Genomic DNA, 20084 nt, shown 5'->3' with positions numbered 1-20084 from the left:
CTTATATAGAGTATTACACAACTAAAGTAAGTGTGGTGCAAATGAATACTTTGCAACTTATTTACGAGGGTAAGAGTAAGAGGGTTTATGCAAAGGATGAGGATACACTTGTAATTGAGTTCAAAGATGATGTCACAGCTATTGATGGGCTTGTGAAAGCAGTTGCGATTGGCAAAGGTGTTTTAGCAGCAAGAATCTCTGCCTTTTTCTTCAAACTTCTTAATGATGCTGGCATCAAAACTCATTTCATAGAATATGACGGATTTAGAAGAATAATTGTTAAAAAACTTGAAATAATACCTGTTGAAGTAATAGTTAGAAACTATGCCTATGGATCACTACTTAGAAGATTACCTATTTACAAGCCTCTGCAAAAGCTTGAGCCACCTCTACTAGAATTTCACTACAAGGATGACGATCTTCACGACCCACTCGTTTTGGAGGAGGATCTAATCAGAACCGGTATTTTAAGTGAGCAGGAACTTGATTTTATAAAGAGTGTTAGTCTGAGAGTCAATGATATTTTAACAAAATTCTTTGAATCTAAAAAGCTCAAGTTTGTTGATGTAAAGCTTGAGTTTGGAAAATCAAGATCAGGAGAAATATTAGTGGCAGATGAGATTTCTGGAGACACCTTCAGAGTTCTTGATGAAAATGGTAATCACCTTGATAAAGAGGTTTTTAGAAGAACAAAAGATGCTGGTCTTCTTCTCAAGGCATATTTGCGTCTTGCTGAAGTTGTTGGTGTGAGTGTAGATGGTGTCTTCTCATCTTATTGAGGTTATAATAATGAATAAGAGAGGGGTTAGAGATCCAGAGGGGGAGACAATACACAAGCATCTCATACTGAGAAAGGGATACTCGATGGTTTCAAGTGTTAGAACTGGGAAGTATTTTCTGCTTGAAGTAAATGCTAATAGCGTTGAAGAGGCTATGAACATAGCGAAGGAGATTTGCGTGAGACTTAGAATATACAATCCCATTGTACACGACATAGAGGTGAGGCCCCATAGCTAGAATAGCTATTCTAAAGTTTCCTGGAACGAACTGTGATGAGGATGTTCATAATGTTCTAAAAAATGTTATTGGTATTGAATCTGAGATTGTGTGGTACAAAGACTTTTCTTTGAGAAACTGGGATGCTGTTATAATTCCAGGGGGCTTCAGCTACGGGGACTGGCTTAGAGCAGGAGCCATAGCAGCAAACACTCAAGCTATTGAAGAGCTTCGCAATGCTGTTGATGAGGGGGTGCCTGTTCTAGGTATTTGCAATGGGTTTCAAATACTTGTTGAAGCAAATCTTCTTCCAGGTGCTCTTCTACCAAATGAAAATAGTAGGTTTGTGTGTAGATGGGTTAGGACATGTGTTAAGAATCCTAAGGGTCCATGGCTTTCTCTTGTGAGTGATGGTCAGGTTTTGGATATGCCTGTTGCCCATGCTGAGGGGAGGTACTACATAGATGAGGAGACATACAAAAGTGTTGCCTCATCATCGCCAATAATAAGATATTGCCCTGGTTTTAACCCCAACGGAAGTCTATATGATGTTGCTGGAATTGCTACAGAGGATGGCCTAATCCTTGGGTTAATGCCTCATCCAGAAAGAGCTTCTGAAGATGTTTTGGCTCCAAAAGGGTTTAGAGCTGGTGGTAGAGCAATATTTGAAAGCATTGCATATTCCTTGAAGAGGGGTTGGTAATGCCCTTAACAAGTGATGAGGTTAGTGAGATTAGGAAAATACTTGGGAGAGAGCCAACAGCTGAAGAGCTGGCAATGTTTGAAGCTCAGTGGAGTGAGCATTGCTCATATAAGAGCAGTAGAATTCTTTTAAAGCTTTTACCAACAGAAGGTAAGCATGTGTTGGTTGGACCTGGAAAGGATGCTCCTGCGGTAAAGGTTTTTAGTAACTGGGTTGTTGTTTTCAAGATTGAGAGTCACAATCATCCATCAGCTGTTGATCCATATAACGGAGCTGCAACTGGTATTGGTGGCATAGTGCGTGATATTCTAACCTTGGGAGCAAAGCCTGTAGCTCTTCTAGATATGTTGTACATGGGCAATCCAAGAAACTCTCATGCAAACTGGTTAATAAGAGGCATTGTCAAGGGTATTAGCGATTATGGAAATAGAATAGGTGTTCCAACTGTAGCAGGTGATACGTTTTTTGATGAAGCATTCAATACGCAACCTCTTGTTAATGTTGCTTGTGTTGGTATAGCAAAAACTGGAGATATTGTTTTGGATTCTCCAAAACCAGGGGATGTAATAGCTATAATTGGTAATTCAACTGGAAGAGATGGTTTGCTTGGAAGTAGCTTTGCATCAAAGCCTCTTTCAGATGATGTGGATAAGGATATTGGTGCTGTTCAAGTTGGTGATGCCTTAACTGAGAAGCTTTTAATAGATTCTATACAGGTTCTTGTAAAGAAGAAGCTTGTTAAATATGTTAAGGATCTTGGTGGCGGTGGTTTAACAACAGCTATAAGCGAAACAGCTGCTGACCACGGCCTTGGAGTGGTTATTCATCTTGAAAAGCTTCACATAAGAGAAAAGCTTACTCCTCTAGAGTTGCTTGTTTCTGAAAGTCAGGAAAGGATGCTTATAGTTGTTGATCCAAGTAAAATCAATGAGGTTGAGGAGGTTCTAACAAAATTTGATTTGGCATATAGCTTCATAGGCTATTTTACAGATGATGGAGTTATAAGGGTTTACTTCAATAGAATAAAAGTTGCTGAGGTGCCTGCAAAGGAGCTTGCAAAGCCAAGACCAATTAGAAGAGCTTCTACACCACCACAGGAGGCGCTAAAGGGTTTAAAACCAGTTTTTGCTCTTCCTCCAGAGCCGGACTATAGAAAGGCCATACTATCCATAGTCTCATCCCCTAATGTTGCATCGAAGAGGTGGATCTACGAGCAATATGATTATGAGGTAGGGATTAGAACTGTTGTTAAGCCTGGGTATGGTGATGCAGCTGTTTTGAGGCTTTTAGATGGAAGCAAAAGAGGTATTGCTGTAAAAGGTGATGCAAACCCCAGATACACTGCTCTCGATCCATTCAATGGAGCAGCAAATTCTGTTGGTGAGTGTTTTAGAAATCTTGTTGCTGTGGGTTCAAAGCCTATTGCCATAGTTGATGAGCTTAATGCTGGAAATCCTGAGAAGCCAGAGCATTTCTGGTATTTTGAAATGATGTTGAAGGGTGTTGCTTGGATGGCTGAGGAGCTTAAACTGCCAGTTGTTGGTGGCAAGGTGAGTTTCTATAATGAGGATCACATGGGCAAGCAAATAAAGCCTACAGCAACAATTGTTGGTGTTGGCAAGATAGAGAACATTGATAATGCAATGACTATGGGCTTCAAAGAAAGTGGTTCAGCAATAGCTATTGTAGGTGTTACATATCCTGAGCTTGGAGGTAGCGAATATCTCTACAGATTGTTTGGAGTTGAGGAAGGTGAAATACCAAAGCCTAGACCAGTATCTGAGATTAGAAATGCAAGGTTTATTCTAAAGGCAATAAGCCTTGGGTTTGTCAATGCTGTACATGATGTTAGCATAGGTGGAGCTTCTATTGCTGTAGCTGAAATGGCTATTACTGGAAAACTTGGATTTGAGATTGATGTATCAAAAATTTATGCAAGGGGGATTCAAAGAATTGATGAAGTGTTGTTCTCAGAAACACAAGCAAGATATGTTGTTGAGGTTAAAAGAGATAGGATTGAAGACTTCAAGAAACTAGCAAACAAGTTAGGTGTTAGAGTAAGTATTGTTGGTAATGTTATTGATAAGCCAAGTGTTGTTATATGGAATGGTTCGAGAGTTGTAGCGAGTTTTGATCTCAATGAGCTTGCTTATGAATATGAAAATGAGTTGGAAAAGGATCTTGAGAGTGGGGCTTGAATGTGTGGAATTGCTGGATACATGGGCTCTGGTAACGCAATATCTATTATAACATCTATTCTTTTGGAGTTGCAGCACAGAGGGCAGGAAGCAGCTGGAATAGCTGTTGCTACAAGAGATGGTAGTATACACAGAGTTGTTGGCAAAGGTCTTGTTGTTGAAGCTCTTAGTTACGAAAATCTTTATCTGCTGTACAATCTCGATGGAATTGTTGGTGGCATAGGACATGTGAGATACTCAACATCTGGTGGCTATTTAGATTCCCAGGCTCAGCCCATTGTTGTTGGAGATAATAGCCTCAAAATAGCTGTTGCATTTAATGGCACAATAGCAAACTATGCTAGTCTTGCAAAAGCGTTTGGATTTGGCAATGTCAATGGCGATGCAAAACTTCTTTCAATGCTTTTATACAGGCTTGCTAAAGAGCTTGGAAATGATGTTGTTGAGGCTTTGAAGATTCTGCCAATGTATGTTGTTGGGGGTTACAGCATAGCAGTTCTGACCTCGGAGCCTAGAGTTGTTGTTGCTAAAGATCCACATGGGTTCAGACCTTTATCAATATCTTTTGCAAATAACGAGTTGTACATAGCATCAGAAACAGCTGCTCTTGAAATTGCTAGTCCCTATCCTTGGAGAGAGGTTTTACCAGGTGAAATCATATCATTTGATGGAAGATCATTGGAGCAAACAAAATCACCAATATCCAGGTTTGTATCGCCATGTGTTTTTGAATACGTGTATTTCTCTCGACCTGATTCTGTTTTTAATGGTGTTAACATCTATGTTTCTAGGGTTAGAATGGGTGAGGAACTTGCTAAAGAGGTTCCAACAAATGGTGATGTTGTGATACCTGTTCCTGATAGTGGTAGAGCAGCTGCAATAGGTTTTAGCAAAGTTTCTGGAATACCAATTGAAGAAGGTATCGTTGTCAATAAATATGTTGGCAGAGGATTCATAGCACCTCCAACAATGAGAGATTTTATATTCAGATTCAAATATGGGTTTGTCAAAGATGTGGTAAATGGTAAGAGGATTGTTTTAGTTGATGACTCTATTGTTAGAGGAACAACCATGAGAAACATTGTGAGAAGGCTTAGGGAAATAGGTGCTAGAGAAGTTCATGTAAGAGTTGCTAGTCCTCCATTTAGATACCCATGCTTTATGGGTATAGATGTTGCGTCTAGAGATGAGCTAATTGCTTGGAGACTAATGGACTTAGATGATATTGCTAGAGCTATAGAAGCAGATAGTGTTGGCTATAACAGTATCCAAGGACTTAGAAAAGCTGTTGGAATACCATTGCTATGCTATGCATGTTTCACAGGACTTTATCCATTCAGAGGATTAGATGTTGATGCTCTGGAAAAATCTTTTGTGAGGTGATTATAGTGAGTGGAATGCTCTCTATCTATGCATTTGACGAGCTCTGGAATTTAGCAAATACTGTGAGATATGGACTAATGGCATTGCAGCATAGGGGTTTGCAAAACTATGTTGTTTGCAGTACTGGAGTCGATGTTGAGTGTGTTGAGGGTAGTGACATCGATGTTGCAAAAAGTGCTTCGGGTCATGTTGCAATAGCTTCGATTCATAATTATGAAAATGAAAAGACTTTCACAATTCAAAGAAGTAATGAATATAGTGTTGTCATTGTTGCTGAAAGGCCGTGGAGAAGAATTGACGATTTTGCACTAGATCTTGTAAACATGTTGAAAACATCTAGAAATAGAGTAGAAGCTTTTACAAATGCTTTATCAAATCTTCAAAGAGATTCTGAAGATGTTGTGCCATCGTTAATGGTTTTAACAAAAGATAAAGAGGTTTTTGTTTGGAGAAGTCACAATGGGTTTTCACCAATTGCTCTAGGTAGCTATGGTTTCGACATGGCTATAGCAGCTTCTGAAAGTGTTGCCATAGATATTCTTGGTGGTGATTTAAAGAAGTTTCTTAAACCTGGGGAAGGCATCTACATTTCAAGGCATATGCTAAAAACATTCTTGGTTAATCAAGCAGATGCATATAACGGTCTCTGTCTTTTTGAATTTCTTTACCTATCTCGTCACGATGCCATTATCAACAATGTTAGTGTTTATGAGTTTAGAAAGGCTTTGGGATACGATCTTGGGGAGTATCTTGATAAAGAAGTTGATGTTGTTGTTGGTGTACCTGAAACAGCTTTGCCTTACGCCATAGGATTTTCAAGTAGAGTTGGCAAACCATTTGAAGTTGCTTTTGTTGCTACTGGTGGGAGGAGAAGATCTATGTTAGCAAGCAATCCCTTTGAGAAGATAGTTGCTATTCACCTTAAAATGAATCCAATTAGGAGCTCGTTAGAAGGCAAGAAGGTGGCAATAGTCGATGACAGTATGGTGACTGGGTCAACGATTAAGACAGTATCCCAAATACTTAGGTTTAGAGTTGGTGTGAGGGAGATACATTTGTTCATAGCATCGCCACCACTTATAAGATCCTGTCCATACAATGTTATGAAGCTAGATATGCAAAACCTTCTTGCAGCTAATCTCTCCAAGGAGCTTGCCAAAAGCTATCTAGAGGTTGATTCTCTTCACTGGCTTTCGATTGAAGATGTGGATAGGGTTGCTAGAATGTTTGGTTTAAGATTTTGTGGAAGATGTTTAGGAGTTAATGTGATTGGGGGTGAGGAAAAGTGAAGGTGCTTATCATAGGATCTGGTGGAAGAGAACATGCAATTGCCAAGCTTGTTAGAAGAAGCTCTTTGAATCCAAAAATATTTGTTGTAATGGATTATAGAAACCCTGGCTTAGAAAGAGAGGCTGTTGAAACTGGTGGAAAATGGTTTGTTGCAAGCACAACTTCTGTAGGCAAGGTTCTTGAGATAGCCAATGAGTTATCTCCTGACTTAATTGTTATAGGGCCTGAGGAACCACAGTTTGCAGGTGTTTCAGATGCTCTTAGAGAAAAAGGTTTCACAGTATTTGGAGCTTCAATGAGATGTGCTGAAATTGAGAAAAGCAAAGTGTTTGCAAGAACTGTTATGTGGAAATACAATATTGATGGTAGACTGTATTTCAAAGCCTTTAGAGATGTTGAGGAGGCGAGAAAATTCATTGAATTTGCTGGCGATGTTGTTATAAAGCCTGCTAGACAAGCTGGTGGAAAAGGTGTTAAGGTTCTTAAAGACACTCAAGCCTATTTGTCAAAAGATAGATCAGAAGTCAAGAGAAGCTATGTTGATAAGCTCTTCACTGAAATGAGTAGCTATAGAGATATCGACTATAAGATTATTGTTGAGCAAAGAGTTGAAGGAGTTGAATACACAGCAATGGTTATAACTGATGGAGATTACGTTTTATCATTACCGCTTATACAAGATCATCCACATGCATTTGAATATGACATTGGGCCTGAAACAGGCGGTATGGGAAGTATACAAGGACCTGGTTGGGTGCTACCATTTATAACATTTGATGAGTATAGAAAAACCATTGAAATTGTTTCAAAAGTTTTAAAGGCATTGTATATGGAGACTAAAGAGCCTTATATAGGTGCATTTGCAGGTCAGATGATGCTAACAGGAGTTTGGGGACCAACAGTAATAGAGTTTTACAGCAGATTTGGAGACCCTGAGATATCGAATCTTGTTCCAATAGTTGAAAGCGATTTTCTAGAGATTTTGGATAGAGCAGCTGAAAAAAGACTTGCTGGTGTAAAGCTGGAGATAAATGAGGATGTAGTAACTATAGTTAAAGCCATTGCACCTGCTGGCTACCCCGATGATAAGAAGCTAGCTAGCAACCACACAATTTATGTTGATGAGAATAGGATAAGGGAGCTTAGTTGTGAGGTTCTATATGCTAGTGTTGAGCTTGGTTCAAACAACATGATGTACACAAAGGGCTCTAGAGCTTTTGAAATTGTTTGTAGTGGAAAAGACTATGAGGAGGCCTATAGGAAAAGCGAAAATGCTGTGCAATTTGTTGAGTCGTTGGATGGATGGCCACTTTTCTATAGAAGAGATATTGGATCTAGAGAGCTTTTGGAGGATAGAATAAGGGTTGCGAAAAGAGTTAGAGAAGTTTATATGGCAAGAGCTTCTAATGGATTGCTTGGCAAGGTTCTTATTTGGCTTCCTGGCGAAGGTGTTATAGAGAATCCATTAATTGGTTTTGTAAGGTGATTTACATGGACTATAGAAGAAGGGAATATCTTACAACACCAATGTTTGGAGAATCAATAAAGATTATGCTTCTCGGTGGTGGGGAACTGGGCAAAGAGATTGCTATAGAGGCTCAAAGGCTTGGTGTAGAGGTTATAGTTGTTGATAGATATGACTGGGCACCTGCGATGCATGTTGCTCACAGAAGATATGTCTTGGATATGCTTAATGCTAATGCTGTTAAAGCTGTTGTTGAAAGAGAAAAACCCGATGTTATAATACCTGAAATCGAGGCTGTTTCATATGATGCTCTAGAGGATTTGGAGTCAAGAGGGTTCATGGTAATTCCAAATGCTAAAGCTGTTAAAATAGCCATGAACAGAATAGAGCTTAGAAAATTTGCAGCAGAACAGCTAGGTCTTCCAACAACTAGATACGCATTTGCTGAAAATCCTGATGAAGCTGTTGATGCATGTGATAAAGTTGGCTATCCATGTCTAATAAAACCAGAGATGAGCAGTAGTGGCCATGGCCATGTAAAGGTTTTTGAGCCTAGTCCAAAGCTTGTTAAAGAAGCGTATGAATATGCAGTTACTCACTCAAGAGGTAAAAGCAGAAGGGTGATTGTTGAGGAGTTTGTTCAGCTAGAAACAGAATTCACTGTATTGACATATAGATATGTTGGAGATAGTGGAATTGCTACAGAAACTTGTGAACCTGTGGAGCACTGGAGATATGGAAAGTATCACTACATAGAGTCTTGGCAGCCATCAACAAAGCCTATGGATGTTCTTGAAAAAGCAAGGGAAATAGGCGTTAAAGTAGCCAATGGTCTTGGAGGTCTTGGAATATTTGGTGTCGAGATTTTCCTAACGAAAGATGGTAGAATATTGTTTAGCGAAGTTGCTCCAAGACCACACGACACTGGAATGGTTACAATGGCAAGTCAGGAGCTAAGTGAGTTTGCAATTCATGTTAGAGCTGTTTTAGGGCTTCCAGTACCAAGACCGAGAATACTATCACCAGCAGCATCCATAGCGATATATGCTGAAAGTGATAATGTTTGGGCTCCAAAAATCAAAGGTGTTTATGAAGCTATGAAAATTAATGGCGTTGATTTGAGAGTGTTTGGAAAACCGTTCACGTATAAGGATAGAAGAATGGCTGTTGTGCTAGCAAGGGGAAGCAGTGTTGAAGAAGCATTGAAAAAGGCGAGAGAAGCAGTATCGCATATAGTAATTGAGTGAATATTTTATGAGTTCGTGGAGCTATAGCAAAGCAGGTGTTGATCTGGATAAGCATAAAGCTATGCACAGGTTTGCTCTTGAGGCAATAGAGAATTTAAATAGGGAGCTAGGTTTTGATATAGAAAGCTTTGGAGGATATGCAGCAACAATTAAATACAACAACATCTTGTTTTCTCTTCATGTTGATGGTGTTGGAACAAAAACAATTGTTCTTCAAAAACTAAACAAGCTATATGTTGCTGGATGGGACTGCATAGCTATGAACGTAAATGATATTGCTTGTGACGGTATTAAACCACTTGCTGTTGTTGACTACATAGCTATGTCAAAACCAGATGAGAATAGCTTTAGAGAAATTATGAGGGGTATTATAGACGCAGCTAAAGTTGCTAGGGTTGCTTTGCTTGGAGGTGAAACAGCTATTTTGCCTGATTTAGTAAATGGTTTTGATGTTGTGTGCACAGCTCTGGGTGTTAAGAATAATAGTTTTGCTAATAGAGCACAGACTGGGGATGTGGTTATAGGGGTTTCCAGCTGGGGTCTTCACGCAAATGGCTATAGTCTTGTGAGAAAGGTCTTGGAAAGCAGTGGAGTGGGTTACACAACAACTATAGATGGTATTAACATTGCTGAGGAAATTACGAAACCTGTAGCGATATATTCTAACCTAATTCTGGAGCTGATAGAACAAAACCTGATAACATCTGCAGCACACATAACTGGTGGCGCCTTCTCAAAGCTAAAAAGGGTTTTACCACAAAACTTGGACATGATTCTCAAAATGCCTACACCTCCAAAAATATTCGAAGTTATTATGAAGCTTGGCAGCATTTCAATAGAGGAAATGTACAAAGTATTCAACATGGGCATAGGACTTGTGATTACCACATCTAGAGAAAAAAGCAATATTGTTAAACATATTATTGAAAAACATGGATTTAAACCATATGATCTTGGAGATGTTGTTAGCGGATCAGGTAAAATAATTCTGGAAACAGCTTATGGAACTATAGTAACATTTTAGCAATCTAACCTCCTCCACACCACAAACAAGTCCACAGCTTCACTCTCAATGACAAAAAAGTTTTAGCTACAGCTACAATAGAAAATAGAAACTAGTTTACCTGAGAACTATTATCAAAATTTTTACTTCATCAACAGGAGTTCTAACACCAAGCACAATAACTTTTTTCAGTATCTTCAAAAGTGTTTTGTAAGCTTTTGATAAACTTGATGAAGATAATATGACAAATCTTTTTGAAATTCTAATAAGCTGTAAAGCAATGTCTATATACACATTCTCGTTAATATTGCTACATAGTTCAGGAGATAGAATAGTGGGGCATGGAAGATAAGGAGGATTTGAAAATACTAAATCAAACGATTTTTCTCTTATGCAATGACCTGAAATGCATTGAACAACATCAATTCTATCAAAAACCATATGCTTTTTAGCATTAAGCTTTGTAATTGTTGTAGCGCTGCTAAAAGCATCTATTGCTATGGCATATAGGTTGCTGAATCTTTTCAAAAGCTCTGTGGTTACATAGCCAGATCCACTTCCAACCTCACATAAGCTTTGAATATTTGAGATTCTCAAAAGCACAGCTCTTGCAGCACTTGCAATGCTATTTGATGATGTGAAATAGAATGGTATGAAAACATTTTGTGTTACATATCCCTTAATTATTGTATGTCTCCACAAAACTTTGTGAATTATCTTAAGAAAAATGGTTATGACAAATACATAAAAAATTTTTGCAATATTTCTAAAAATAGTTTTACCACCATGTTTTACGGTTTTTCATTTTCATGTATTTGCACTAGAACCCTTCTAGTGTGGTTGTAAACTGATCTTGTTTCAAGAAGATAAATGTTTTCATCGCTGTTTATCAAAAGAGCCTTGTTGATTATTGGTATTGCAATATTTGTTGAGAGAATAGTTGATATTAGATGTGCATATGCGTTTCCATGTCTCCAACCAGTAAATGGTATTAGCTTAGTTAGTGAATCTAGAAAGGTTTTCTCTTCACCATTTCTAAGTATTATCAGAGCTGGTGTAGCTCCTTCAACAGAAAGCCACGCCAAGCCCATTTCAACATTACTTAAGTCAACAACTTTTCTCACGAGATTAGTTATGTTGTGTAGCACCATTGGACCATAGGTTTTAACTTCAATTATTTTTGAATATACCCTCAAGAACAATCACCAAAGACTTTTCCCCATCAACTCTAGAGACATCAACAAACACAATATTCTTGAATTGGCCAAGGAATAAAGAGCTATGGACAACAGGTACAAAGGTGTTTTTACCTATCAATACATTGCATATGTTCTTATCTATACAACCAACCTTCTGTAGAAATGTTTCGAGATCTGCTAAAAGCTCTGGCTCATACTCTATTTCAGCAACGCTACACCCCCTCTCATTTGTGTATAGAATAGCCAATCCATTTTCCAATCCATTTTCCTTAACCAATTGCGCTACATGAGCTGTTATATCTTGTACTTCATAGCCACTGCTTCTCAATGTTAACTTAACTATTTTTATTTTCATAGCATTCACTACAAAGCTTGTTTATTGGTTTAGAATAAAACTGGTTTGTTTCCATCACATATTTGTACATCAGCCAAGGCTGACCACATCACTAATCAGAGTCGCCTGAGCTCATCACATTGCCAAATTGCATAGCTGTTGATACAATAATGTTTTTATATGTTTATATGTGTTACTACTAAATGGTATCATTGCTATGCCGCATAATTACTTTGATGAGACTTCAGATGAGAACTTGGCTGTGGTAACTGTTATTGGTGCTGATAAACCAGGTATTGTAGCTGGTATAACAGCTGTTTTAGCTAAACACAATGTGAACATTGTTGATATTGCGCAAACTGTTGTTAGAGGAATTTTCAGTATGATAATGATTGTGGATCTATCTACTGGTAACATAGATTTGCCTAGGCTTAGAGAAGAGCTTGTTTCAAGAGGTAAGGAGCTAGGTGTTGAGGTGAGTGTAAATCACATAGCTGTTTTCAAGGCTATGCAAAGGGTGTAGCCATTGCCAAAAATATTTGCTCCAGAGGAAATTGGAGAAATTGTTGAAATGCTTCTTTTTCAAGATCTCGACATAAGATCTGTAACACTTGGTTTAAGCATTCAGGATTGTGCATCAAATAATGCTTTGGACTTTATTGGTTGTGTTGAGAACAAGTTGAGAGGATTTGCTAACAGCCTTGTTAAAGCAGTTGAAAAGGTTTCTAACAAATATGGTGTGAAGATAGTTACTAAGAGAATAGCATTAACACCAATATCAATTCTTTTAGAGGGTTTTGCTAAGAAAAGCATTGAAAAAGCTGTTGAAGCAGGTATAGAATTTGCTAAAACAGTTGATAAAGTTGCTTTAAGTGCTGGAATAGACTATGTTGGTGGCTACTCAGCTTTTGTGCACAAAGGGATTACACCAGGAGACTTTGTTGTGTTGGAGTCTTTTCCCAAAGCACTTGCAATTACACAAACAATTGCATCGATGATTAATGTGGCCTCCACTTATACAGGTATTAATGTGGATGCTATTAACATTGTCTCCAGAAAAATAATTGAATTAGCTAATAACACGCCAAAGGGAATTGGATGTGCAAGATTTACTGTAATGGCTAATGCACCAGAGGACAACCCGTTTATACCAGGTGCATACCATGGTTTGGGGGAGCCAGAGGCTGTTGTAAATGTTGCTGTTAGTGGACCTGGTGTTATAGAAGCTGTTGTTAGAAGACTTGGGGAAAAGGCTGATATGAGAACATTACATGATTATGTGAAGAGAGCAGCATTTAAAATAACTAGACTAGGTGAGCTTATTGGAAGAGAGGTTGCTAGAGAGATTGGTGCTCAGTTTGGCATAGTAGATCTCTCAGTTGCACCATCGCCAAAAATTGGAGATAGCGTTGCGAAAATTTTAGAGGCTATGGGTGTTGAAGTTGCTGGAGCGCCTGGAAGTATAGCAGCTCTATATATTCTTGTTGATGCTGTTAAGAAAGGTGGTGCAATGGCAACATCAAGCATTGGTGGACTTAGTGGAGCATTTATACCTGTTAGTGAAGACTGGGAAATGAATAGAGCGGCAATGCTAGGTGCTATAACAATAGATAGACTTGAGGCTATGATGAGTGTATGCAACACTGGGATAGACATGGTTGCAATTCCAGGTGATACCCCACCAGAAACAATTGCTGCTTTAATACTAGATGTTATGGCTATTGCAATAGCTCTTGATAAAGCGCTTGGAGTAAGAATAATACCTGTACCCAATTCAAAACCTGGTGATGTTGTTGATTTTGGTGGTCTACTGGGCTCAGCAGTTGTTATGAATATACCGAGGTTTAGTTCGAAAAGATTTGTTGAGAGAGGAGGTTTGGTGCCACCACCAATAAAAAGACTCGACAAAGGCTAGAACTTCCATATAATTTCTATACATATTGTGTATTATTAGATATATAACATGCTTTTAATTCAAGTTTTTGCTTCATCAAAAACTGATGTTATATGAGCTATGATTACATAGCTGGTTTAGCCATAGTTTTGCTTTTAATATCATCGCTTATTGTAAGAAGTCGTAGACCTCAAACACCTGTGTGGAGTATAATGGCATTTCTATCATTTTTAACAATACTATTTCGCTTAGTTAAGCCCAGTGAACTAGAAAGTGTGATAGATCTTGACGTTATACTATTCTTAATAGGGATGTTCACCATTGTTGGATTTGCAGAAGCCTCTGGTTTAATTGAAGCTGTTTCTATATGGTTTGTTAGCTTATTTAAAACTAGATACAGTTTATTGTGCGCCTCCTCCGTATTGTTTGGACTGCTTGCTGCTATTGCTATGAACGATACAGTTGCTTTTATGGGTCCGCCAATAGCATATGCTATTGCAAGAGCAATCAATGTTGATCCAAAGGCAATGTTTCTATTACTAGCATTTTCACTTACAATAGGATCTGTTACTACTCCAGTTGGAAATCCACAAAATATTTTAATTGTTGAAAAATCCGATTTGGAAGCTCCGTTCATAAGATTTGTGGAGTATCTTTTAATGCCTACACTTATAAATCTTTTCATAACTCCGTTCATAATTATAAAGTTTTTCAGGATAGAGAATCAAAGAGTTAACATTGCTTTAATTCCTCACGAAGCTTTAAAAGACAAGAGAGAAGCGTTGTTAGCTGCAATAGGATTGTTTTCTTCAATAACAGCTCTTGTAATTAACGATGTTTTTCAGCTAATAGGTTTGCCATATATATCGAAAAGAGGATTTATACCATTTATAATCTCAGCAGCTTTGTATATAGCTTCTAGAAATCCAAGAAGAATTCTAGCTAATGTTGACTGGGGCACAATAATATTCTTCATAACAATGTTTATAACCATGGAAGGTGTGTGGAGAAGTGGTGTGCTAAACCCATTGTTTAACATGTTCATGCCAAAGAAACTTGAGGGTATACAAGCCATAGTATCTATAGCAATTATTTCAATAGTTGTAAGTCAAATTGTGAGCAATGTTCCATTCGCAAAATTGTTTATAAGGTATATGAAGAGCCTTGGATACACAAACTCTGATTATGTGCCATGGCTAACACTGGCAATGGCATCAACAATAGCAGGGAATCTAACGCTTTTGGGTGCAGCATCAAACATTATTATTGTTGAGTATTTAGAGTCGAGAATGAGTACATCAATATCGTTTACAGAATTCCTTAGAACTGGTGTAATTGTAACAATAGTAAATGTAGCGATATATGTAGCTGTACTTGCATTAATGATGATAATATGATTATGAACAGAAAGCCTTTCTTAATTTATGGCCATAAATTTGTTAGTAGCTTTAAAGCATGTTTAAACATGCTTTAAAAAGTATATAAGGTAAAGTTTTTTAATTTTGTTCAGAATGTTACAAAAGCCTTTGTAAAACTGTGTAGGTGAAAATAAGCATGCCTGAGAAGAAATTGCCCACAGAGAATAGCAGCTTGTTGGCAGGTACAAGAACTAGAAGCCCTGATATAACGCCCTTGAGTGGTATTTGCTCACTATGCATATATAGCTGCCCATTACTATGCGATATTGGAAAAGCTGCGTTTAGAGGTAGGGAAGTGCTTTATCCAGAGCCAGAGGAATTTGGTGCTAGTACGGCAGCAGCTAACAAGGATTTTGGTCTTGACTGGTCTGACATTCAATTAATGCCAAGACTTTCACAAGTGTTTGGAGTTGAGCCAATTCCAGATAAAATGATTTTTGAGAATGTGGATGTCTCGACTAGGTATGGTGGTGTTGAGCTAAAAATCCCTGTGTTTATAGCTGCGCTTGGCTCTACTGATGTTGCTAAAAGAAATTGGGATGGGCTTGCCTACGGTGCTGCAATATCCGGTACTGCAATGGTTGTTGGTGAAAATGTTTGTGGAATGGATAAAGAGGCTGTGTTTTCAAATGGGCAAGTTGTTAGCTCTAGAGATATGGAGTACAGAGTTAAGACATATAGAGAGTTTTGGGATGGGAAACACGGGGATATAGCTGTTCAGACAAATGTTGAAGATGAGATGTTTGGTGTTGATATATATGCTGCTTCAAAGCTTGAGGTAAACATTATTGAGAAGAAGTTTGGGCAAGGAGCAAAATCAATTGGTGGCGAGGTTAGAGTTAGCGATATTAATAGAGCTATTGAGCTTAAGAGAAGAGGCTACATAGTTATTCCAGATCCTGAAGACAAAAATGTTCAAGAAGCCTACAAACTAGGTGTTATAAAAACTTTTGAAAGACATAGCAGAATCGCTAAACCCGATCCACAGCACTTCCTAGAGAGAATAGATAAATTGAGATCAATGGGGGTTAAGAGAATATGGATAAAGACAGGCACCTATAGACCAGCTGAAATAGCATTTGTAATGAAGCTAGCATCAGAAGCTAAAGCAAATGGTGTTACATTTGATGGTGCTGGTGGAGGAACAGGAATGTCACCAATTCCAATGATGAATGAAAGTGGTGTTCCAACACTTTATATGGAGGCATGGGTTTTGAAGGCATGCAATATAATGAAGAAAAAAGGTATGCACATACCAGATATTGCAATGGCTGGTGGTTTCTCAAATGAACATCAAATTGTTAAGGCTATTGCTCTTAGCAACTTTGATGGAGAACCATATGTTAAAGCAGTTGCCATGGCTAGAGCACCAATAACAGCTATTATGAAATCGAAATACTTTCTTGAGCTAGCACAAAAAGGTGCTTTACCACCTGACTTTGCTAAGAGATATGGGTCAAAACCAGAACAATTCTTTGTATCAGCACCAGAAATTGTTGCAAAATATGGTGCTACAAACTTTGAGAAACTGCTAAAATCTGGTGCAATTGGATTATACACATACTTTACAAAAATTGTAACAGGAATAAAGATTCTTATGGCTGGACAAAGAAAGTACAAGCTGTGGCTGCTTAACCGATCAGATTTAGCTGCATTAACGGAGAGAGCTGCAAGGGTATTGGGAATACCAATGGTGGATGAAGTGGATAAGGACGTTTTCGAGATAATACTTTCTAAATAAACCCCTCAACATTAGTTTTTAATTCTCACTAACCCAACTTCAACAAATCCGTTACTACACTTCAATATAGCAAATGCTTTCTGCATAGATTCGTGAGGTCTTCTAATCCAACAACCAGTGTTAACTGCTCTATAGTTTTTGAGATATGCTGTTAAGTGGGTATGGCCATAAATAATCCACTCAAAGTTTTTGACATTAAAAACTTTTCTAAGTACTAAGACTGTGAATGGCCTAGACAAAACCTTTGTGAATATAGCATCTAGTAAATGAGCTACTACACCATTCCTTGATGCATAATCTCCATGGGTTATATATATCCTTCCAACGCAGTTGCTAATAGATATTGCCAGAGCTTGAGGTACAACAGCAACTCTTCTACCATTAAAATACTGAGTTATAACATTCTTGGGTAGCGGCTCTATGTCGTGACTTGATGATGAGGGTATGTAAAAAACATTTTTAACATCTCCAACAAGAAACATTTTAAGCAAATCAAATACTTTATCACTAAAGAAAACCCTTTTATCGATTAAATCACCTGCGATAACCATTGTTCGAAAACTATATTTTGAAGCAATTTTGAAAACATACACACCCAAGCTATTTTTATTACCTAAATGAATATCGGAGACTATGAAAACAGGTAAATCATCTAATGAAAGTTTCACGTTATGGATCCTGGGAATATAGCATCTCATAATCCATGGAAAGTTATGTAATAGAACAATAAATAGTGATGCTAAGAAAAGTCCTGAAGCTATCAGTAACATTAGATAGCTTGACATAATGAATCAAAAACTAAGTTAGTTTTAAACTTATAAACATTAATTCTCATTTTAAAATAGTGTAAATCCATAACCCATGTTCCATGATATGCTATTACGTTGAGTGGATTAGTTATTTCATGGCTGAACCTAATTTCTTTAAGTCCAATCAACATTAACCAATAATGGCGCATTTTAACAATGACCATAGCGGAAATCATTAACAAAAGCTTTTTAGCATATCTTGAAAACATTCACAATAACAAGGATTGAGTAAAGATATTAAGATTGCACAACAATATTTTATATTGTGTGGTGTTTCCATGTCTAGGAGAATTGGAGTAGCTGTTATTGGTCTTGGCACAATTGGGCAAGTTCATGTTGAAGCTCTCAAAGATCTTGAAAAATCAACTAATCTTGTAAAGCTTGTAGGGATTCACAGTTTAAGCAGACGTAAGGTAAGGGAGTTTGCTTCTAGGTATGGCTGCAAGGGGTATGAGTCGTATGATGATGTTGTTAGGGATCCAGAGGTTGATGTGGTGGTTATAGCTACTCCTCACTATCTTCATGCATGGCAAGCATTTTATGCGATGGAACATGGCAAGCATGTTATTGTTGAAAAGCCTATGGCAACAACAGTTACTGCTGCAAGAGAAATGATTTCAAAGGCTAGGCGAAAAGGTATTAAACTTGGTGTTATTTTCCAAGGTAGATATGCTGATGGTGTAGTTGAGCTGAAGAGATATGTTGACAGCAATGCTCTTGGCAAGATATTGCTGGTTACTGGTGAAATGATGTGGTATAGAGATGAAACATCATATTACTTAAAAGATGAGCTTGCTAGAAGTTGGAGAGGTTTATGGGCAACGGAGGGAGGAGGGGCATTAATAAACCAGGCAATACATACAATAGATCTCATGCTGTGGTTTGGAGGAGATGTTGAGGAAGTTGTTGGCTATATCGATAACCTTACACACCCCTCAGTAAATGTTGAGGATATTGGCATAGGGGTTATGAAGTATAGAAGTGGGGGTTATGGAGTTCTCATAGCAAATCTATTTACAAAACCCTCAACATATCAATATAGAAGAATAAAGATATTTGGTTCAAAGGGACAGGCTGAGCTATGGGATAATGAGCTTGTGTTTTTGAAAACTGAAGATGACATATCTATAGAGAGAAAACCTGGATACTCCTCTGAAACACTGAAAGTGCCTGGAGGTCTCCATAGAAAACTATTTGAAGATTTTCTCAAGGCATTATCTGAGGATAGGGATTTTCCAATAACTGGTGAAGAGGGTTTAAAGAGTCTTGAAATTGTTAGAGCTATTTACTATTCAAGTACTAGAAAAACACATGTAAAACTTCCATTGCTAGCTGATGGTGTGTTTTAATGAGGTTTACATTTTCAACGCTTGCATATCCCCATCTAAAAATTGATGAGGTTCTTGAAAGAGCTAAAAAATTTGGTTTAGATGGTGTAGAACTTAGAGTTGCAGATGATGGTATTCATCTTAAACCTCACTACCCAATAGGCAAAGAATATGTGGATACTATACGTAGTAGTGGAGTAAAAATTGTTTCTATAGCAGGTTATGCAAGATTTTCATCTGTTTCAGATGAGGAAAGAAAAAGAAATGAAGAGTTATTGAAAACACTTACACTTATGGCTGAACAGCTTGAAGCAAAAGTAATAAGGGTTTTTGCTGGTAGATTCGAGGATGATTCTGAAAGCTCTATTAAGAGGATATCTAAAAGCCTTAACAAATTTGCTGATTATGCTGAAAAACATGGTATATACATAGCTATTGAGACACATGATGAGCTTTCTAGACTTGAAGTATTACTAAGGCTTTTGAAAGAATTAGATCCAAGAATAAAAATCTTGTATGATCCAGCAAATATGATCATGCTTGGTGAAAAACATGAAACTGTTTTTCCATACCCAATAGAATAGTTCATGTGCACATGAAAGACTTTGTAATTGTTGAAGGGAAAAGAGTATTTGTAAGACCAGGAAAAGGAATAGTTCCAATATGCAAAATAGTAAGAGATCTTGACGCTGCAAACTATCAAGGATACATATCTGTGGAATGGGAGAAAATGTGGCATCCACAACTAGAAGACCCAGACATAATTATACCTCTGTACATAGACTATATGAAGATGTGTTTAATTACGAGCTAACAAAGTTATCAAGGATTATGCAAAAACAATGAAAGGAACTTACGGAATTATTGAAATGACATGCCATAAGCAATTGACAGGTTAATAAAAGAAATTTTGATGTTGCAAGCTCTACAATGAATATAGAAAAGTCAAAAGAAATATAGCCTCTCAATTCTTTTTCTATTATCACTTAACTTCTAAGATAATATTCTATATCTAAATGTAAGAAATATCATAATCATACCTTTTAAAGACTGATTTAATAGTGCCATAAAAATTT

At 37.6% G+C, this 20084-nt stretch carries 20 protein-coding genes; 16 read left to right on the top strand and 4 right to left on the bottom strand.

What is annotated here, in order from left to right:
• Positions 1 to 41 precede the first annotated feature (41 nt).
• From QPL79_RS02395 to purM, 9 genes are read left to right on the top strand one after another with little or no spacing between them, the layout of a single operon-like run.
• On the top strand, positions 42 to 779 hold the full coding sequence (locus tag QPL79_RS02395) for a phosphoribosylaminoimidazolesuccinocarboxamide synthase (protein WP_285273184.1): 738 nt from the start codon (positions 42 to 44) through the stop codon (positions 777 to 779).
• Complete coding sequence (gene purS / locus QPL79_RS02390) at positions 757 to 1017, top strand: phosphoribosylformylglycinamidine synthase subunit PurS (RefSeq protein WP_285273183.1); 261 nt, start codon at positions 757 to 759, stop codon at positions 1015 to 1017. Before QPL79_RS02395 ends, purS begins: the two co-directional genes overlap by 23 nt.
• Positions 1010 to 1699: a phosphoribosylformylglycinamidine synthase I gene (purQ, locus tag QPL79_RS02385; RefSeq protein ID WP_285273404.1), complete on the top strand. Its 690-nt coding sequence runs from the start codon at positions 1010 to 1012 to the stop codon at positions 1697 to 1699. The genes purS and purQ overlap by 8 nt, the downstream gene beginning before the upstream one ends.
• A complete protein-coding gene (gene purL / locus QPL79_RS02380) occupies positions 1699 to 3897 on the top strand; it encodes a phosphoribosylformylglycinamidine synthase subunit PurL (RefSeq protein WP_285273182.1) in 2199 nt (732 codons plus the stop codon). Before purQ ends, purL begins: the two co-directional genes overlap by 1 nt.
• Positions 3898 to 5280: an amidophosphoribosyltransferase gene (purF, locus tag QPL79_RS02375; protein ID WP_285273181.1), complete on the top strand. Its 1383-nt coding sequence runs from the start codon at positions 3898 to 3900 to the stop codon at positions 5278 to 5280. It abuts the gene before it with no gap.
• Between the two features lie 14 nt (positions 5281 to 5294).
• Positions 5295 to 6569, top strand: a complete 1275-nt coding sequence (locus QPL79_RS02370) for a phosphoribosyltransferase family protein (protein WP_285273403.1) — start codon at positions 5295 to 5297, stop codon at positions 6567 to 6569.
• On the top strand, positions 6566 to 8056 hold the full coding sequence (purD, locus tag QPL79_RS02365) for a phosphoribosylamine--glycine ligase (RefSeq protein WP_285273180.1): 1491 nt from the start codon (positions 6566 to 6568) through the stop codon (positions 8054 to 8056). Before QPL79_RS02370 ends, purD begins: the two co-directional genes overlap by 4 nt.
• Before the next feature lie 5 nt (positions 8057 to 8061).
• Positions 8062 to 9282 carry a formate-dependent phosphoribosylglycinamide formyltransferase gene (gene purT / locus QPL79_RS02360; protein WP_285273179.1) on the top strand — a complete coding sequence of 407 codons (1221 nt, stop codon included), beginning with the start codon at positions 8062 to 8064 and terminating at the stop codon, positions 9280 to 9282.
• 7 nt (positions 9283 to 9289) lie between these two features.
• On the top strand, positions 9290 to 10306 hold the full coding sequence (purM, locus tag QPL79_RS02355; RefSeq protein WP_285273178.1) for a phosphoribosylformylglycinamidine cyclo-ligase: 1017 nt from the start codon (positions 9290 to 9292) through the stop codon (positions 10304 to 10306).
• 96 nt (positions 10307 to 10402) lie between these two features.
• Here the strand turns inward: purM and QPL79_RS02350 are convergent, their stop codons facing one another.
• The 3 genes from QPL79_RS02350 to QPL79_RS02340 all read right to left on the bottom strand — a co-directional run bounded on the left by QPL79_RS02350 (position 10403) and on the right by QPL79_RS02340 (position 11839).
• Positions 10403 to 10987: a methyltransferase gene (locus tag QPL79_RS02350; RefSeq protein ID WP_285273177.1), complete on the bottom strand. Its 585-nt coding sequence runs from the start codon at positions 10985 to 10987 to the stop codon at positions 10403 to 10405.
• A gap of 89 nt (positions 10988 to 11076) precedes the next feature.
• Entirely contained in the window at positions 11077 to 11481 is a 405-nt protein-coding gene (locus QPL79_RS02345; protein ID WP_285273176.1) for a YjbQ family protein, read from the bottom strand.
• Positions 11456 to 11839, bottom strand: coding sequence for a YjbQ family protein (locus QPL79_RS02340; protein WP_285273175.1), 384 nt, complete (start codon positions 11837 to 11839; stop codon positions 11456 to 11458). The genes QPL79_RS02345 and QPL79_RS02340 overlap by 26 nt, the downstream gene beginning before the upstream one ends.
• Before the next feature lie 196 nt (positions 11840 to 12035).
• On the opposite strand from QPL79_RS02340, the gene QPL79_RS02335 reads away from it, so the two are divergent.
• From QPL79_RS02335 to QPL79_RS02320, 4 genes are all read left to right on the top strand, one after another.
• Complete coding sequence (locus QPL79_RS02335; RefSeq protein WP_285273174.1) at positions 12036 to 12341, top strand: ACT domain-containing protein; 306 nt, start codon at positions 12036 to 12038, stop codon at positions 12339 to 12341.
• Between the two features lie 12 nt (positions 12342 to 12353).
• Positions 12354 to 13733, top strand: coding sequence for a PFL family protein (locus tag QPL79_RS02330; protein ID WP_350309068.1), 1380 nt, complete (start codon positions 12354 to 12356; stop codon positions 13731 to 13733).
• 92 nt (positions 13734 to 13825) lie between these two features.
• Positions 13826 to 15109 (top strand): ArsB/NhaD family transporter, encoded by a 1284-nt coding sequence (locus QPL79_RS02325; protein ID WP_285273172.1) that lies wholly within the window; start codon positions 13826 to 13828, stop codon positions 15107 to 15109.
• Positions 15110 to 15266: 157 nt separating this feature from the next.
• Positions 15267 to 16871 carry a glutamate synthase-related protein gene (locus QPL79_RS02320; protein ID WP_285273171.1) on the top strand — a complete coding sequence of 535 codons (1605 nt, stop codon included), beginning with the start codon at positions 15267 to 15269 and terminating at the stop codon, positions 16869 to 16871.
• Positions 16872 to 16882: 11 nt separating this feature from the next.
• On the opposite strand, the gene QPL79_RS02315 is transcribed toward QPL79_RS02320, so the two are convergent.
• Positions 16883 to 17656 (bottom strand): metallophosphoesterase, encoded by a 774-nt coding sequence (locus QPL79_RS02315; RefSeq protein ID WP_285273170.1) that lies wholly within the window; start codon positions 17654 to 17656, stop codon positions 16883 to 16885.
• 302 nt (positions 17657 to 17958) lie between these two features.
• Between QPL79_RS02315 and QPL79_RS02310 the strand changes: the two genes are divergently transcribed.
• From QPL79_RS02310 to QPL79_RS02300, 3 genes are read left to right on the top strand one after another with little or no spacing between them, the layout of a single operon-like run.
• A complete protein-coding gene (locus QPL79_RS02310; protein ID WP_285273169.1) occupies positions 17959 to 19029 on the top strand; it encodes a Gfo/Idh/MocA family protein in 1071 nt (356 codons plus the stop codon).
• A complete protein-coding gene (locus QPL79_RS02305; RefSeq protein WP_285273168.1) occupies positions 19029 to 19592 on the top strand; it encodes a sugar phosphate isomerase/epimerase family protein in 564 nt (187 codons plus the stop codon). The genes QPL79_RS02310 and QPL79_RS02305 overlap by 1 nt, the downstream gene beginning before the upstream one ends.
• Positions 19593 to 19603: 11 nt before the next feature.
• Positions 19604 to 19822, top strand: a complete 219-nt coding sequence (locus QPL79_RS02300) for an apurinic/apyrimidinic endonuclease family protein (RefSeq protein ID WP_285273167.1) — start codon at positions 19604 to 19606, stop codon at positions 19820 to 19822.
• Positions 19823 to 20084: the final 262 nt, after the last annotated feature.

It is taken from the genome of Ignisphaera cupida (genome assembly GCF_030186535.1).
In the GTDB taxonomy this organism is placed as follows: domain Archaea; phylum Thermoproteota; class Thermoprotei_A; order Sulfolobales; family Ignisphaeraceae; genus Ignisphaera; species Ignisphaera cupida.
This window is presented reverse-complemented; position numbering and strand designations above follow the sequence as displayed.